The sequence below is a fragment of the Kitasatospora sp. NPDC054768 genome (genome assembly GCF_053612025.1).
The window spans coordinates 1-16,628 of record NZ_JBSHBN010000104.1 but is presented as its reverse complement, the minus strand read 5'-3'; the positions used below and the strand labels follow the sequence as shown (position 1 = coordinate 16,628).

General features: G+C 73.5%; 6 protein-coding genes. All 6 read right to left on the bottom strand.

What is annotated here, in order from left to right; all coding sequences use genetic code 11:
- Positions 1 to 4 precede the first annotated feature (4 nt).
- Positions 5 to 1,060 carry a zinc-binding dehydrogenase gene (locus ACWGKU_RS26830; RefSeq protein WP_401047141.1) on the bottom strand — a complete coding sequence of 352 codons (1,056 nt, stop codon included), beginning with the start codon at positions 1,058 to 1,060 and terminating at the stop codon, positions 5 to 7.
- Positions 1,057 to 2,721 carry a phytoene desaturase family protein gene (locus tag ACWGKU_RS26825; RefSeq protein WP_359898345.1) on the bottom strand — a complete coding sequence of 555 codons (1,665 nt, stop codon included), beginning with the start codon at positions 2,719 to 2,721 and terminating at the stop codon, positions 1,057 to 1,059. The genes ACWGKU_RS26830 and ACWGKU_RS26825 overlap by 4 nt, the downstream gene beginning before the upstream one ends.
- Before the next feature lie 29 nt (positions 2,722 to 2,750).
- Positions 2,751 to 4,445, bottom strand: a complete 1,695-nt coding sequence (locus ACWGKU_RS26820; RefSeq protein WP_401047144.1) for a phytoene desaturase family protein — start codon at positions 4,443 to 4,445, stop codon at positions 2,751 to 2,753.
- A complete protein-coding gene (locus ACWGKU_RS26815) occupies positions 4,432 to 13,677 on the bottom strand; it encodes a non-ribosomal peptide synthetase/type I polyketide synthase (RefSeq protein WP_452180157.1) in 9,246 nt (3,081 codons plus the stop codon). The genes ACWGKU_RS26820 and ACWGKU_RS26815 overlap by 14 nt, the downstream gene beginning before the upstream one ends.
- A gap of 70 nt (positions 13,678 to 13,747) precedes the next feature.
- Entirely contained in the window at positions 13,748 to 14,605 is an 858-nt protein-coding gene (locus tag ACWGKU_RS26810) for a sterol desaturase family protein (RefSeq protein WP_401049501.1), read from the bottom strand.
- 308 nt (positions 14,606 to 14,913) lie between these two features.
- Positions 14,914 to 16,347, bottom strand: a complete 1,434-nt coding sequence (locus ACWGKU_RS26805; RefSeq protein ID WP_452191591.1) for a helix-turn-helix domain-containing protein — start codon at positions 16,345 to 16,347, stop codon at positions 14,914 to 14,916.
- Between the last annotated feature and the right edge of the window lie 281 nt (positions 16,348 to 16,628).

Sequence of the window (16,628 nt, the reverse complement as noted above, 5' to 3'; positions counted from 1 at the left end):
ACGCTCAGAGTTCGACCAGCACCTTCCCCTTGCTCGCCGACCGGTCCCGGTAGAGGCCGCGGTAGGCCGCCGGAATGCTGTCGAACCCCCGGTGCACGGTCTCCTGGTAGGTCAGCTCCCCGCTGCGGACCAGCGCCCCGAGGTCCCGCCGCAGGGCGGCCCAGTTCTCCTCGGTGAACCACTCCAGCGAGAAGATGCCCCGGATCGTGGTGCGCGGGAACATGATCATCGGCAGCAGTCGCGGCCCCGCCCAGTCCCCGCCGACCTGGCTCCCCCACTGCCAGCAGACGGCCACCCGGCTCTCCACCGCGAGCATGCCGAAGACCACGTCGGTCAGCGTCCCGCCGAGGCTGTCGAAGTAGCGGTCGATGCCCCCCGGGGCCAGCTCGGCCAGCTCCTTCTCCAGCCGCTCCGGCGCGTCGCCGTCGCGGTACAGCAACACCCCGTCGAAGCCCAGCTCCCACAGCCGCGCCGTCTTCTCCGGCGACGCCGTGGTCCCGATCACCCGTGCGCCCCGGTGCTTGGCCAGCTGCCCGACCAGCGAGCCGACCGCCCCGGAGGCGCCACCGACCAGCACCGTCGACCCGGGGCGCACGTCCAGGAACTTCTCGACCGTCCCCCAGGCCGTCATCCCGGGCCCGCCCAGGATGCCGAGCGCGGTGGACAGCGGCAGGTCCTCGTCGTAGTCGGCCGGGTCCAGCCGGCGGAAGGCCGGGAAGACCATCGGGAACGTCCCGGTCTGCCAGAGCCTGGGCGCGCCGTTGCTGACCAGGTGGCTGCGCCAGCCGCCGAAGCCCTGCACCAGGTCGCCCGCCGCGAACCGCGCGGCGGGCCCGGCGTCCAGCACCTCCATGATCGAGTCCGCGCCCATGTGGTCGCCGATCGGCGTGTCCAGAGCGATGCCCTGGAGGTACGGGTCGACCGAGACGTACCGGGTGCGCAGCAGCATCTCGTCCGCCGCGAGCCGGACGTCCAGCTCCTCCACGACCTTCCGGTACATCCGCTCGACGTCCGGCACGCCGTCCACGTGCTCCCCGACGACCCACTTCTCGATCCTCACGAGGTGACTCCAAACTGGCGGTCGGCGGGGCCGACCGGTTCGATGAGCACGGTGGGCAGCGGTGCGCTGTCGTCCACCTCCGCGGTGAAGGGCTTGCCGTCGTCCCGGCAGATGAACTGGACGACGTGCCGGCCGGCCGCCGCCGCCCGGATCAGTCCGCCGGTGGTCGCCCAGACCCCGGAGAGGTAGAAGTTCGCCAGGCCGGGCAGCCCCGGGCCGTTGCGCTTGACCTCCTCCTCCAGCGTCTCGCCGCTCTCCACGAAGGGCTGCCAGCCCAGCACCGTCCCGTTGTAGTTGCCGGTGTAGCGGACCTGGGTGAGCGGGGTGGAGACGTCCTTGACGGCCACCGCCTCCCGGAGCCCGGGGTGATGGCCGTCCAGGAACTCGACGATGGCGTCGCGCACCCGGCGCTTCTGCCGCTGGTACTCCCGCCCCCGGCCGACCGGCAGGGTGTGCAGTTCCTCGCCGCGCCGCACCCGGGGCTCCTGCTCCGGCCCGGTGCTCAGCTCCCGCCAGGGCTCGATGTCGCAGAAGTAGCTGGCGTACACCACGGTGGTGTCGGCGGGCGACAGCTCCGGGTAGTGGCGGCTGCGGAACTGGACGTTGATGCTCGGGTGCCGGATGCCGGTGAGCCGTTCGGCGACCTCGTCCTCCAGCAGGTAGGTGGTGCACGGGTCCCCGGCCGGGAAGGGCCGGCGCAGGCCGAGGAAGACGGTCACGTAGCCGGGGAAGACCATGCCCGGCTCGGTGATGGTCTGGGTGTACAGCCGGCGGTAGGTGTCGCTCAGGTAGCGGCCCTTGAGCAGGTCCATCATGGTGGTCCGGCCGTCGCAGGCGGCCACCACGATGTCGGCCCGCACCTCCTGGCCGTCGCTCAGCCGCACCCCCACCGCCCGGTCGCCCTCGATCAGGACCTCGGTGACCTTGGTGTTGTACGTGATCTCGCCGCCCAGCCGCAGGTAGCGCTGCTCGATCGAGTTGGCCAGCCCCAGCGAGCCGCCCTCCGGCACCCCGGCCGACTGGCCGGCGTGGCAGGCGAGCTGGAAGTAGTTGGGCAGCACCGGGAAGTTGGGGTGCTTCTCGTACAGGATGAAGTTGAAGGCCTCGCGCAGCAGCGGGCTCCTGAACTTCGCCGAGTAGTCGCTCATCAGCACCGTGATCGAGCGCCGGATCACGTTGAAGTACGGCAGGAAGGAGGCGAGCATCCGCGTCCGCTCCCACCGGCCCATCAGCCCGACCGGCTTGAGGAAGGGGTAACGGGCCAACGCCAGACGGAACTTGCGCAGCCCCGCGCAGAACTGCCGGATCTGCCGGGCGTCCTCCGGGGCCAGTTCCAGCAGGTGGGCCTCCAGCCGGTCGGGGTCGGAGTAGAAGTAGACCGCCCCGCCGTCCCGGGTCCGCACCACGTTGAAGACGTCGAAGTTGCGCATCCGCTTGCCCTGCAACGCGCCGAGTTCGAGCCAGATCTGGTGCATCTCGTTGCCGGGGCCGCTGCCCAGCAGCCAGCTGATGCAGCAGTCGAAGGTGAACTCCCCGCGGTCCCAGCCGGTGCAGCAGCCGCCGGGGATCTCGTGCATCTCCAGGATCCGGGTGCGGTAGCCGTTCATCCGCGCGAAGCAGCCGGTGGACAGGCCACCGAGCCCTCCGCCGATGATGACCATGCTCTGCCGGCCGCCGGTCGTCGTCCCGCTCACTCCGCCACTCCCACTTCCGGCGCTCCCACGGTGGCCCGGCCGAGTTGCGGCAGCCGGCCCCACTTGCCCGCGTGCCAGGGTTCCCGGTTGTCGCTCGGCCAGGCCCGGAACGGCCGGCCGAGCTCCTGGCAGAGGTACTGCGCGGCGAACCGTCCGCTGGTGGCGGCCCGGATCAGCCCGCCGAGCGAGGTCCACTGGCCCGCCATGGAGAAGCCGCTCAGCCCGGGCAGCCGCATCCGGTCCCGGTTGACCAGCCGGTTGGCGGCGTCCTCGGCCTCGGAGAAGGCCTGCCAGGCGAGGATGCTGCCGTAGGTGTTGCCGGTGAACCGCTCGGTGGTCACCGGCGACGCCACGTCGACGAGTTCGATCCGCGGGCCGAGCTCGGGGTAGGTCCGCTCCAGGAACTCCCGGACGAACGCGGCGACTTCCTGCTTGCGCGCCCGGTAGGCCCGGCGGTCGCTGCTCCGCAGGTCCTTCCAGGAGCGGTAGTCGCTGAAGTAGGTGCAGTGCAGCACCGACTTGCCGGGCGGGGCGAAGCCGTCCGCGTAGGTGGAGCGCAGCTGCACCACCAGGCTGCGCTGGAGCGAGCCGGGCAGTCGCGCACCGTCCTCGGGCGACAGCAGGTAGGTGGTGCTGTGCGGTTCGCCCTCGGGCAGCGGGCCGTCGACGCCGACGAAGGCGGAGACCACGGCCGGGTACAGGTTGCCCGGCTTGTCGAGCAGTTCGCCGTACAGCTTCTCGGTGGCGGGGCTGGAGTACCGGCCCTCCAGCAGCCGGTCGAGCACCGTCGGACCGTCGCAGGCGGCCACCACGTGGTCGGCGAAGTGCCGGGAGCCGTCCTTGAGTTCCACTCCGATCGCGCGCCCGTCCTCGATCAGGATGCGCTCCACCCGGCAGCGGTAGCCGATCACCCCGCCGAGCGAGGTGTAGCGCTCCTCCACCGAGCGGGCCAGCCCGAGCGAACCGCCCTCCGGGAACCCCGCGTTGCCGTTGTGGGCGGCCGCCAGGGTGTACAGGTACGGCAGCAGCGGGAAGCCCTCGGGCTCCTGGAGGAACATGTTGGGGAAGGCCCGCCGCAGCAGCGGGTCCTGGAACCGCTCGGCGAAGCCGCTCATCGGGGTGGTCGCGGTGCGCCAGAACAGCCGGAACGCGGGCAGGACGGTGCGCAGGGTGCGCAGCCGTTCCGCCGTGGTGCGCAGCGGCGGCGGGGTGAGGTCCCAGGGGAGCTCGATCGCGGCGTAGCGGCGCAGGTCCCGGCAGAAGGCCCGGATCGGCTTGGCGTCGCCGGGCGCGAGGGCCAGCAGGTGGGCCTCCAGCCGGTCCGGGTCGCCGTAGAAGGTGACGGCCCGGCCGTGTTCGTCGACCACCCGGTTGAAGGTGTCGAAGCGGGTCACCGACTTGCCGTCCAGGGCGCCGAGTTCGCTCCAGACCTGGTGCGCTCCGGTGCCCTCGGCGGTGCCGATCAGCCAGTCGATGCAGTAGTCGAACAGGTAGCCGTGCCGGGACCACGCGGTGCAGCAGCCGCCGGGCAGCACGTGCTTCTCGAAGATCCGGGTCTCCAGGCCGCTCATCTGCGCGTAGCAGCCGGTGGCGAGGCCGGCCAGGCCGGCCCCGATCACGATCACCCGGGGCGGGCCGCCGGCGGCCCGTTCCCTGGTGGACCAGTCCGGCCCGCGGTCAGCCGAGGACATCGGCGGTGCCCCCGGCCAGGATGGCGCCGGCCAGTTCGGCGTTGCGGGCGGCGAAGTCCCCGTCGAGCATCTCGGCGTGGGCGCCGTGCCCGACGTACACCGCGGTGCCCGTGGTGGAGGCGCCGTGCCAGGCGCCCGGTTCGCCGCCCACGTGCACGGAGAGCCGGTCGCGTTCGCAGACCACGTCCAACTGGGCCCTGACGGTTCCCGTGTTGGGCGTCCGGCTGCTGAACTCCAGGTAGTCCCTGGCCTGTTCGATGGTCTCCCGGGCGACGATCCGCGAGCCGGTGTGGCGGTGCAGGTGCTCGTGGAGTTCGCGTTCGAAGACGGCCAGGTGCTCCTCGCCGAGGTCGAAGGCCTCGGTGACCCGGTAGGCGTCCACCAGCAGCACCGAGGCCACCGTGCGTCCGCGCCGCTCCAGCTCCTTGGCCACCTCGAAGGCGAGGTTGCCGCCGAGCGAATAGCCGAGCAGGACGTACGGCCCGGCGGGGTGCAGCTCCTCGACCAGGTCCGCGTAGCGGGCGGCCTTGTCGTCGCCGGTCAGGTAGTTGAAGGAGGCGATCCGGTGCTCCGGCAGGTGCGCGGCGAGCTGCCGGTAGACCAGCCCGTGGCCGCCGGCCGGCGGGAAGCAGAAGACCGTGCGGTCCTCGGGCGCGGCGGCGTTGAACCAGAGGTAGGGTTCGCCGCCGGCCACCTCGCCGGTGATGATCTGCTCGACGGTGCGGGCCATGCCGTGCAGGGTGGTGACCTTGAACAGCAGGCCGACCGGGATGCTGATGTTGAACTCGCTCTGCAGGTGGTGGATCAGCTCGATGAGCCGGATCGAGCTGCCGCCGAGTTCGAAGAAGTCGTGCTGGAGGCCGACTTCGTCCAGGCCGAGCAGGTTCTGCCAGTGCTCGGCGACCCTCGTCTCGTAGAGCGTGACGGGCGGTTCGTGCTGGGCCCCGGCGGTGTCGGCCTTCGGCTCGGGCAGGGCCGCGAGGTCCACCTTGCCGTTCGGGGTGAGCGGCAGGGCGGGCAGTTCGGTGAGGTAGGAGGGGATCATCACGGTGGGCAGGTGCTCGGCCAGGTGGCGGCGCAGCTCGCGGCGGTCCAGCACGGTGCCCTCGGCGGGCACCACGTAGGCGGCGAGGGCGGCCTCGCCCCGGGCGTCCTGGCGGACCGCCACGCAGGCCTGGGCGAGTTCCGGACGGGCGGTGAGATGGGCCTCGATCTCGCCGAGCTCGATCCGGTGGCCGCGGACCTTGACCTGGTTGTCGATGCGGCCGAGCAGGTGCAGGGTGCCGGCGGTGTCCCAGTGGCCGAGGTCGCCGGTGCGGTAGAGCCGCGCGGGTGCGCCGTCGAGCTCCAGGGTGACGAAGCGCCGGGCGGTCTGCTCCGGGTCGTTGGGGTAGCCGGCCGCGACGCCCGCGCCGCCGATCCACAGCTCGCCGGGCACGCCCACCGGGACGGGCTCGCCGTACGGGTCCAGGACGTACACCGTGCTGTTCGGGAACGGCCGGCCGATCGGCACCATCCGACCGGGTTCCAGCTGCTCGGTCGCGCCCTCGTAGTAGGTGCTGTCGACGCTGGCCTCGGTCAGCCCGTAGGAGTTGACCAGCCGGGTCCGCGGGCCGCACAGGGCGCGCACCCGCTGGTGCTCGGCGGCCTTCCAGGAGTCGGAGCCGACGATCAGCAGCCGCAGGAAGTCCAGCGTCAGGCCCTCGCGCTCGCAGTGGGCCAGCAGCCCGCGGGCCACGGCGGGCACGAACTCGCCGCCGTCCACGGCCTCCTCGCGCATCACCCGGTACAGCCGGGCGGTGTCGAAGAGCAGCTCGCGGTCGACCAGGACGAGGGTCCCGCCGGTGCTGAGCGCCCGGGCGAAGTCCCCGGAGAAGACGTCGAAGGCGGTGCCGGCCATCTGGAGGTGCACCCGGACCTCGGTGTCCAGCCGGTACTCGGCGCGCCAGCCGGCGGTGACGGCGGCCAGGTTCCGGTGGTCGACCCGGACTCCCTTCGGCCGGCCGGTGGAGCCCGAGGTGTGGATCAGGTAGGCGGGCCGGTCCGGGTCGGCGGCGGGCAGCGGCACGGCGCCCCCCAGGACCGGCCGGTCCAGCTCCTCCAGGGTGACCGGCTCGGCGGGCAGGTCGGCGGGGAGCGGGCGCCGCTGGTCGACCACCACCAGCGCCGCTCCGGCGTCCGTCACCTGGTGGGCGAGCCGGTCGGCCGGGTGCCCGGGGTCGAGCGGCAGGTAGGCGGCGCCGGCCCGCCAGATCCCCAGCAGGGTGGTGATCAGCTCGGGCGACTTGTCCAGGCAGACCGCGACCACCGAGCCCTCGCCGACGCCGAGTTCGCGCAGTCTCACGGCGGTGCGCTGGGCCTGGCGCTCCAGTTCGCCGTAGGTCAGCCGGCGGACGCCGTCCCGGCCGGGCGCGACCACCGCGACGGCCTCGGGCCGTTCGGCGGCGGCCTTGGCGATCAGCTCGGGCACCGGGGTGTCGTGTTCGATCCGGCGGTCGGCGCCGCTGAATCCGGTGAGGATCTCCCGCCGTTCGGCGTCACCGAGCATCCGCAGCCGTCCGACCGGCTCGTCCTCGGCTGCGCGGGTCATGGCGTCCAGCAGGTTGCGGTAGTGCGCGGCCAGCCGCTGGACGGTGGCGGGCTCGAAGAGGTCCGAGTTGTACTTGAAGACGCAGTGGAAGCAGCCGTCGGCGCGGTCCTCGTAGGCGGACAGCGTGAGGTCGAACTGGCCTTCCTCCTCGGGGAGTTCGATGTACTCCAGGCGGTAGCCGAAGCGCTCCACGGCGACCTTGTGGGTGAGCAGGATGAACATCGCCTGGAACACCGCGGAGCGGCTCGGGTCGTGCTGGAGGCCCAACTGCTCGACCAGCAGCGGGAAGGGGTACTCCTGGTTGTCCAGCCCGCCGAGCACGCTCTCCCGCACCCGGCCCAGCAGATCGGCCACGGTCGGCTCCCCGGCCAGGCTCACGTGCAGCGGCAGCGGGTTGACGAAGTAGCCGTAGACGGAGGCGAACTCCTCCTGGGTGCGGCCGGTGACGGGGCTGCCGACCACGATGTCCGGCTGCCCGGACCAGCGGTGCAGCAGCAGGTAGTAGGCGCTGAGCAGCACCATGAACGGGGTGGCGCCGTTGGCCCGCGCCAGCTCGTGCACCCGGGCGGTGAGTTCGGCGTCCAGCTGGAAGAACTCGGAGGCGCCGTTGTGGGTCTGCACGGCCGGGCGCGGCTTGTCGGTGGGCAGGGCCAGCACCGGCATCTCGGCCGGCAGGTGGCCGCGCCAGTAGTCGAGCATCCGCCGCGCCTCGGGCCCGGCCAGGAAGCGGTTCTGGCGGTTGAGGAAGTCCAGGTAGCGGGCGGGCACCGGGGGCAGTTCCGGGGTGCGGCCCTGGCGCAGCGCCTCGTAGACCTCGAACAGTTCCTCGATGAAGGTGAAGGTGGAGATCGCGTCCGAGACGATGTGGTGGACGGCCTTCATCAGCACCCAGCGGTCCGGCCCGCGCCGGAACAGCCTGAGCCGCACCAGCGGGTCCTCGGCGAGGTCGTACGGCCGCCGGTACTCGTGGACGATCAGGTCGTGGATCTCCTCCCACGGCCGGCCCTCCACGTCGAACAGCCCGGTGTCGGCCTCGGCCTCCTCCCGGATCCGCTGGACCGGGCGGCCCTCCTCGGCGGTGAAGGCGGCGCGCAGCTCGGGGTGCCGGGCGACGAGGTGGCGGAAGGCCCCGAACATCAGCTCCGGGTCGAGCTCCGCGCGGACCTCGACGGCGCCGCCGATGTTGTACGCGAAGCCGTCCGGGTGCAGCAGGCGCAGGAACCAGAGCGCCTGCTGGTTGTGGGTGAGCGGGAAGCGGGACTCGTCGGCGTACAGCTCGACCTCGGCCTCGGCCGGGCCGCCGTCGGCGGTGAGCCGCTCGGCCAGGCCCTCGGTGAGCAGGTCGACCAGGTCGCCGACGGTGCCGTTGCTGAGCAGGGCCACCACCGGCAGGGCGACGCCCTGTTCGCCGTGCACCCGGGCGCGCAGCTCCATCGCGAGCAGCGAGTCCAGGCCGTGGGCTCCGAGCCTGGTCTCCGCGTCGATCCGTTCGGCGCCGATCCGCAGCACGGCCGCGGCGGCGGCGGTGAACCGTTCGACGACCAGCTCCCGGCGGGCCTGCGGGTCGGCCGCGCGGTAGGCGTCCAGGAAGCCTCCGGTCTCGGCCGGGGCCTGCTCGGCGGCGCTCGCCGCCAGGTCGGCGACCAGCGGCGGCGGCGCCGGGTACCAGGCGAGGAAGGTCGGCCAGTCGACCACGGTGGCGACCAGCAGCTGGGCGCGGTCCTGGCCGAGGACGCGCTCCAGGACGGCCGTTCCGGCGTCCGGCGGCAGCGAGCTCATGCCCCGGGCGTCGCGGTAGTGGGCGACCAGGCCCAGCTCCTCGATCATGCCGGTGGCCCAGGGGCCCCAGTCCAGGCTGAGCCCGGGCAGCCCCTCGGCCCGGCGGTGGTGGGCCAGGGCGTCCAGGAAGGCGTTGCCGGCCGCGTAGTTGGTCTGGCCGGCGGTGGTGAGCAGCGAGGCGACGGAGGCGAACAGCACGAAGTGGTCGAGCGGTTCGTCCCGCAGCAGCCGGTGCAGCAGGTGGCCGCCGATCACCTTGGGGGCGTAGCCGGCGTCGAAGGCCGGCCGGTCCATCTGGGCCAGCAGGGTGTCCCTGACCTGTCCGGCGAGGTGGAACACGCCCCGGATCGGCGGGAGCTGGCGCTGCCGGTAGTCGGCGAGCCAGTCGGCGAGGGCGGCCTCGTCGGTGACGTCGATCGGGGCGAGCAGCGGTTCGGCGCCGAGCGCCTGGAGCTCGCGCAGGAAGGCGATCCGCTCCCCGACGGGGGTGTCCGGTTCGGTGTACGCCCACTCGGAGCGCTCGGGCAGGGCGGTGCGGCCGACCAGGATCAGCCGCCGGGCGCCGCGCCGGACGAGGGTGCGGCAGAGCAGCCGGCCGAGGGCGCCGAAGGCCCCGGTGACCAGGTAGCTGCCGTCGGGACGCAGGACCGGCGGCAGCGGGCGGGTGAGGCCCTCGGCCTGCCGCAGCCGGCTGGTGAGCCGGCCGCCGGACCGCAGGGCGATCTCCTGCTCGTCCCGGGCGGCGAGTTCGGCGAGCAGCGCCTCGGCCTGGTCGGCGGCGTCGACGGCCGGGTCGAGGTCGATCAGGGTGCCGCGCTGGGCGACCAGCTCCTGCTGCCACAGCACCCGGCCGATGCCCCAGGCGGGGGCGCCGAGCGGTTCGACCCGGTCGCCGGGGGCGGCGGGCTGGGTGCCCCGGGTGACGATGTGCAGCCGGCCGTCCGGGCGGGCGGCGGGCAGGGCCTGGGCGAGGGCGATCAGGGAGTAGGCGCCGAGGGTCGCGAGCGGGCCGAGCCGGTCGGCGGTGGTGGCGGCCAGGGCGGGCTGGTCGAGGTTCCAGAGGTGGACGACGGTGGCGAAGCCTGGGTCGAGGTCGGCGAACAGTCGCCGGACGTCCTCGGCGGAGTCGGGCCGTACGGTCGAGTGTCCGTCGCCGTGCCGGTACTCGGTGCCGGGCCGGACCAGGTGGCAGCGGGCGCCCCGGCCGGTGGCCAGGGCGGCCAGCCGCTCGGCGAGGCCTCCCTCGTCGGCGAACAGCAGCAGGTCGCCGGGGGTCCCGTCGACGGCCGGCGCGGCGGCCTCCACCCAGTCGACCTCGGTGAGCCAGCCGTCGATGGTGGCCAGCCCGACGGAGGCCGGGGCCTGGGCGACGTCGGCGACCCGGAAGCCGGTGACCCGGCCGACCGGGGTGCCGTCCTCGGTGTAGAGCGCGAGGTCGCCGACGAGTTCCTCGCCGCTGTCCCGGGTGACGGTGGCGTGCACCCACAGCGGGCGGTCGCCGATCTCGTCGAGCCGGACCTCGGCGATCGAGACGGGGAGCCGGACGCTGCCGCCCTCGGGCTCCTCCAGCCGGGTGGTGAGCAGGGTCTGGAAGCAGCCGTCCAGCAGCACCGGGTGCAGGTGGTGGTCGGCCGCGTCCGGGCCGAGCTCGGCGGTCGGCCGGATCCGCGCGAGCGCCTCGCGGGGGCCCGCCCACACCTCGGCGATGGCCTGGAAGGCGGGCCCGTAGTCGTAGCCGCGCGCGGCCAGCTGCCGGTAGCAGTCCGGGCCGTCGAGGTGTCGCCCCCGGGCCCGGAGGGCGTCCGTGTCCAGTGCGGGGCCGTAGCCGCGGCGCTGGCCGGTGCGGACCCGGCCGCCGGCGTGCACGGCGGGCTCGCCGCCGGCGGGGGTGGAGGCGATGGTGAAGCGGGCGTCCTCCGGCGCGTAGCCGAGCTGGACGGGGACGGGCTCGGTCTCGGAGAGGAACAGCGCCCGGTTCAGCTCGATCTCGGCCAGCGTCACCTCGGTGCCGCCGGTCAGGGTGCGGACGGCCTGGGCGGCCATCTCCAGGTACCCGGCGGCGGGGAAGACGACCTGGCCCTCGATCCGGTGGTCGGTCAGGTAGGGCAGCCGCTCGGGGTCGAGCGCCACGGTCCAGCCGGGCTGGGCGCTCGCGGTGCGGCGGCCGAGCAGCGGGTGGTCCAGCTGCCCGAGCCGGACCTGCTCGACCGGCTTGGGCTCCACCCAGTACCGGTCGCGCCGCCACGGGTAGGCCGGCAGCGGTACCGGGCGGCCCGCCGGGTGCAGCGCGTCCCAGCTCAACTCGACGCCGAGGGTGTGCAGTTCGGCGAGGCTGCGGGCGAGGCGCTCGGGCTCGTCCTGCTGCCGGCGGATCGACGGCAGGACGTGCGCCCGCTCCGCGCACTCGCGGATCGCGTGGCCGAGCACCGGGTGCGGGCCGATTTCCAGGAACAGTCCGTGGCCGTCCTCGGCCATCCGCTCGACGGCGGCCCGGAAGCGCACCGGGTTGCGGACGTTCTGCCACCAGTACTCGCCGTCCAGCTCCGGCCCGCGGGCGAGCCCCTCGCGGGCGGTCAGGTAGAGCGGCAGCCGCGCCTCCTGGGGCTTGATGACGGCGAGCGCGGCCACCAGCTCGTCCCGGATCGGGTCCATCCGCACGCTGTGGTACGGGACTTCGACGTCCAGCAGGCGGGCGAAGACGCCCTGCTGCCGCAGCTCCTCGGCCAGCTCGGCCAGCGCCTCGGCGTCCCCGGCCAGGGTCACCGCGGAGGGGCTGTTGATCGCGCCGAGCGAGATCCGGGAGCGGTACGGGCGGATGCGGCGCTCGGCCTCGGCCTCCGGCAGACCGACCGCGAGCATGGTGCCGCTGCCGGCCAGGCGCTGCTGGAGGCGGCTGCGGGCGAGCACCACCCGCACGGCGTCGGCCAGGTCGTACACCCCGGCCTCGTGGAAGGCGGCGACCTCGCCGGTGCTGTGGCCGACCACCGCGTCGGGGCGCAGGCCGTGGCTCCGCCAGAGCGCCGAAAGCCCCACTTGGACGGCGAAGTTGGCGGGCTGGGCGAGCCAGGTCTCGGCCATCCTGGAGTCCGTCTCGTCCCGGCCCAGCTCGGTCAGCAGCGACCAGCCGGCCTGCGCGCGGATCTCCTGGTCGACGGCCTGCACGGCCTCCCGGTAGACCGGCTCGTGCTCGTACAGCCCACGGCCCATGCCCCACCACTGCGGTCCCATACCGGTGAACACCCAGGCCAGCCGGCGCTGCCGGCGTTCCCGGGCGCGGCCCTGGACCACTCGCGGGTGCTCTTCGCCGCGCGCGTACGCGGCCAGCGCCTCGGCCAGGTCCTCCCGGGTGGAGTAGACCACCCCGAGCCGCTCGGGCAGGTGCTGGCGGCGGTGGGCCAGGGTGTGGCCGAGGTCGGCCAGGGAGGTCCCGCCGGCGAGCTCCTGCCGTACGGCGTCGGCCAGTTCGGGAAGTGCGGCGGTGTCCTTGGTGCTCAGCGGCAGCACCGAGCGGACCGGCCCGGCCACCGGTGCGGCGGGATCGGGCCGCGGCGGCTCCTCCAGCAGCACGTGGGCGTTGGTGCCGCCGAAGCCGAAGGAGTTGACGCCCGCGCGGGCCGGCCCCCGGTGCTCGGGCCAGTCCACCGGGACGGTCGGGATCTCGAACGGCAGCGCGTCCAGGTCGATGCCGGGGTTGGGCCGCTCCAGGTTGAGGTGCGGCGGGATGCGGCGGTGCTTGATCGCGAGCGCGGTCTTGATCAGCCCGGCGACGCCGGCCGCCGCCTCGGTGTGCCCGATGTTGGTCTTGACCGAGCCGACGTAGCAGTGGTCCCCGGGTCGGCGGCCGATGCCGAGCACCCGGCCGAGCGCGGCGGCCTCGATCGGGTCGCCGACCGGGGTGGAGGTGCCGTGCGCCTCGACGTACTGGAGGCTGCCGGGCACCACCCCGGCCTCGGCGCAGACCCGCTCGATCAGGGTGACCTGGGCGTCCGCGCTGGGGACGGTGATGCCGTTGGTGCGCCCGTCCTGGTTGACGCCGGTGCCGAGGATGACGGCGTGCACCGGATCCCCGTCGCGCAGCGCGTCGGAGAGCCGCTTGAGCACGACCACGCCGACGCCCTCGGCCCGGACGTAGCCGTCGGCGGAGGCGTCGAAGGCGCGCGACCGGCCGTCCGCGGAGAGGAAGCCGCCCTTGGTCTCGGCGATCGTGTACTGCGGCGCCATGTGCAGCAACGCCCCGCCGGCCAGGGCGAGTTCGGTCTCGCCGCGGAGCAGGCTCTGGCAGGCGAGGTGGACCGCGACCAGCGAGGAGCTGCACGCGGTGTCGATCGAGACGCTGGGCCCGCGGAAGTCGAAGCAGTGCGAGATCCGGTTGGACACCATCGTCATCATGGTGCCGGTGGCGGTGTGCGCCGCGATGGTGCCGAAGTCGAGGTCGGCGAACTGGAGGATCTTCCAGTCGAGGGTGAAGGCGCCCATGTAGACGCCGACCTCGCGACCGGCCAGTTCGCCGGGGCGCAGGCCGCCGTCCTCCAGGGCCTCCCAGCTGACCTCCAGGAGCTTGCGCTGCTGCGGGTCCATGTGTTCGGCCTCGCGCGGGCTGATCCCGAAGAAGTCCGGGTCGAAGGTGTCGAAGCCGTCGATGTAGCCGCCCCGGCCACCGATCAGCCGCCCCGGCTTGGCCCGGTCCCTGCTGCCCAGGGTGCCGGTGTCGTAGCGGTCGGCGGGCGTCTCTGCGAGACAGTCCCGGCCCTCGATCAGGTTGCTCCAGTAGGACCGGTGGTCGTTGGCGTGTCCTGGCAGGCGGCAGCCGATACCGGTGATCGCGATGCGTTCGCGGGGCACGGCGAAGGGCGAGGAGGTCATGGTCCAATCCGGGGGTGATGGCGTGGCGCCGGGGACACGGGCAAGTGGGAGCGGCCGCTCGGGCCGGGGTTCAGACGGACTGCTCGGTGGTCTTCGCCCGGCGCCAGGGGTGCAGCAGAGTGGCACCGAGCTCCCCGGTGGTGGGGAACGCGGCCGGGTCGGTGAGGCCGACAGCCTTCGGTACCCTGCCGGGCCGCCAGGTGAAGCTCCCGAACACGTGGTCCCAGAGCGAGAGGTCGGAGGCGTAGTGGCCGGCTTCGGCGAGGTCGGTGCTGTGGTGCAGGCGGTGGAGTTCCGGCCCGGCCAGGACGTGGCCGAGCGGGCCGATTCGGACTTCGATGTTGGCGTGGACGAAATACCCCTGAGCCAGGACGAATATTCCGACCACGAACACTGAATCCGGCGAGAATCCGATCAGCGCCAGCGACAGTTGGACCACGGACTGTGCGACGAGCACGTCCAGGAAATGATTCACGCCGTTGTTCGCGACGTTCACCTTGTCCGGGACGTGGTGCACCCCGTGCAGCCGCCAGAGCCACCGGTTGCGGTGGGACCAGCGGTGCACGAGGTAGTCGCCGAGCGAGCCGACCAGCAGCGCGAGTGGGATCTCCATCGCGAACGGCAGCGCCGGGTGGGCCGGGCCGAGCACTTCCACCAGCGTCGCCACCAGCCCCTGGGCCAGCGCTCCGCCGACCATGCTCAGCACGAAGTAGACGCTGTACCAGCCGAGTTCGCGTCGGCTCGGATGCCAGTCGATCCGGTACGGGATCACCCGTTCCAGGACCGCCAGGTATCCGAGGACGGCGACCAGGAAGAGCGGGGAGACCCGGTCCGGCGCCCAGTGGAAGTGCAGGGTCGCGACGGCCGTGCACAGCACGCCCAGGAGCAGCAACGGGTGGGCGAGCCGGCGGGCAATGGCTGACAGCACGCGCCCCCCGTTCTTCGCGGACTAACGACTGGAAACGTCAGAGACTCTAGCGGCAGACGCGCGCCGTGACAGTCATTCGACGTGTTAACTCCATGAATGACCCGATCGGCGGACTATACGCTCACGAAGTTGACGTTCGTACGGCGTGAAGGGGGCGCATTTTCGAGAAGGTGTGGGAATTGGCGGCGTGCGACCGCATCCGTCCAGGTCTGCGGGCGCTGGCGTGCGCCCCTTCCGCGCCACCCCGCGCGGCCACCTGATCCAGCCAAACGGGCGGCCGTCGCCGCGGCCCCCGGAGCACCGCCCGATCAGGAGCGGGCCGGCTCCGCCAACCGGTGTGCGGCACGGGGCGCGTGCGCCGCGAGACGGTCGCGCAGACCGCGCAGCTCGTACTCGACCAGCGCGGGCAGGGCGGTCACGCCGGTCGCCTCCAGGGCGGGGCCGAGCAGTTCGACGGCCGTCGCCGGGTCGTGCGCGCAGACGTGGCAGTCGGCCGCCCGGACGATGAAGAGCAGTCGGCTGGAGGGCAGTTGGTCCGGACCCAGCAGGCCGAGGGCGGTCTCGGTGGCGTCCAGCGCGCGGCGGGCCAGCCGGGGGTCGTCGGTGGCGGCGGCCAGGTCGCGCAGCGCGGCGGCCGCGGCGGACTCGACCCGCATCCGCATCGAGGCGATCGAGAGCCAGGGCACGTCGACCTCGTCCTCCGCGCCGATGTGGTCCAGGTGCGCCCGCGCCAGCCCGATCTGCCGGACGGTCGCCCGCACGTCACCGGTGAGCGCGTACGCCCGGGCCCGGCTGATCCGGCCCATCGCGCCGGCCCAGTGCCGGTCCGGAGCGACCCGTTCGATCTCGCGGGCGTAGCCGAGCGCCGCGACCGGGTCGCCGTCCAACCGGGCCAGGACGCTCATGTCGCTGAGCGTGCCGACCTGGGTGGCCCGGTCCACGGCCAGCCCGGCCCAGGTGAGGGCGCGGTCGTAGCAGGCCATCGCGGTGGCGTTGCGACCGTCCTGCATCCGCAGCGCACCGGCCGCGTGGGCGTGCTCGGCGGCCAGCCGGACCAGCGGACCGCGCTGCGCGGCGGGGGCACCGGCGAGCCGGGCGAGCACCGCGTGCAGGGTGCGCTCCACGGCGGCGGCCAGGCCCGGCCGGTCGCCGGTCTCGCCGGAGCGCAGGTGGGCGGCGAGCAGCCCGGTCAGGGCGTGCGCGGTGACGTCGTCCAGCGGGCGCCCGGCGGCCGGGTCGGCCAGGCCCTCCTGGGCGCAGAACTCGGCGTGCAGGGCGACGAGTTCTCCGGCCTCGGGGACCGCGCAGCCCTCGGCGCCGTGCAGCGGGCAGAGCAGACCGTAGTCCGGCAGTCGCAGCGGAGCGGGGGCCGGGGGCGGGACGGGCGCGCCGGGCGCCGCCCCGCCCGGCAGCGGAGGTCGGAGCAGAGCGGGTGAGAAGGCGTCCAGCACGCACAGCTCGGCGCTCTCGGCGCGCTGGCAGGCGGCGCTCAACTCGCCTTCCGCGCCGAGGAGCTCGTCGATCCGGTCGGCGACCCGGGGGGTGACCCGGCGGGCGCCGTGCTCGATCTTGCTGACCGCGGTGTGGTCGTAGCCGATCCCGGCACCGAGCTGCGCCTGGGTGAGTCCGGCCCGGCGCCGCCAGTGCCGCAGCCGGGCACCGAACTCGCGCCAGGCGTCCTGCCCCCGGCCGGTCGGCGGTGCCGGCACCGCCGCCGCGGGAACCACACGGTTGCGCTGCACGGCTGCCTCCCCGGGCGGGTCGTCCTCGGCCGGTCGCAGGGACTGCCGACGGTTCCAGTGATTCCGACGACTCCGATGACGAGGACGGTACTCGACCGCCACCGGCTCCGTACATGAGGTGGTCTCAACCACGTGAAGGAAAGCCCAGCTTGACGCAAAGCCGGACCTGCGGGCTTGACGGAATTTGCCAACCCGGCGCCTCACGCGCACCAGCCATTGACCCGGCCATGACGCCGTGTGAGGGTTCGGGCACCCGAGCGCGGACGGCCCGCACGGCCGTC

Excerpts from the sequence above, each read along its gene's own strand:
- ACWGKU_RS26820 (WP_401047144.1), bottom strand. The coding sequence starts at position 4,445 with ATGTCCTCGGCTGACCGCGGGCCGGACTGGTCCACCAGGGAACGGGCC.
- ACWGKU_RS26825 (WP_359898345.1), bottom strand. The coding sequence starts at position 2,721 with ATGGTCATCATCGGCGGAGGGCTCGGTGGCCTGTCCACCGGCTGCTTC.
- ACWGKU_RS26815 (WP_452180157.1), bottom strand. The coding sequence starts at position 13,677 with ATGACCTCCTCGCCCTTCGCCGTGCCCCGCGAACGCATCGCGATCACC.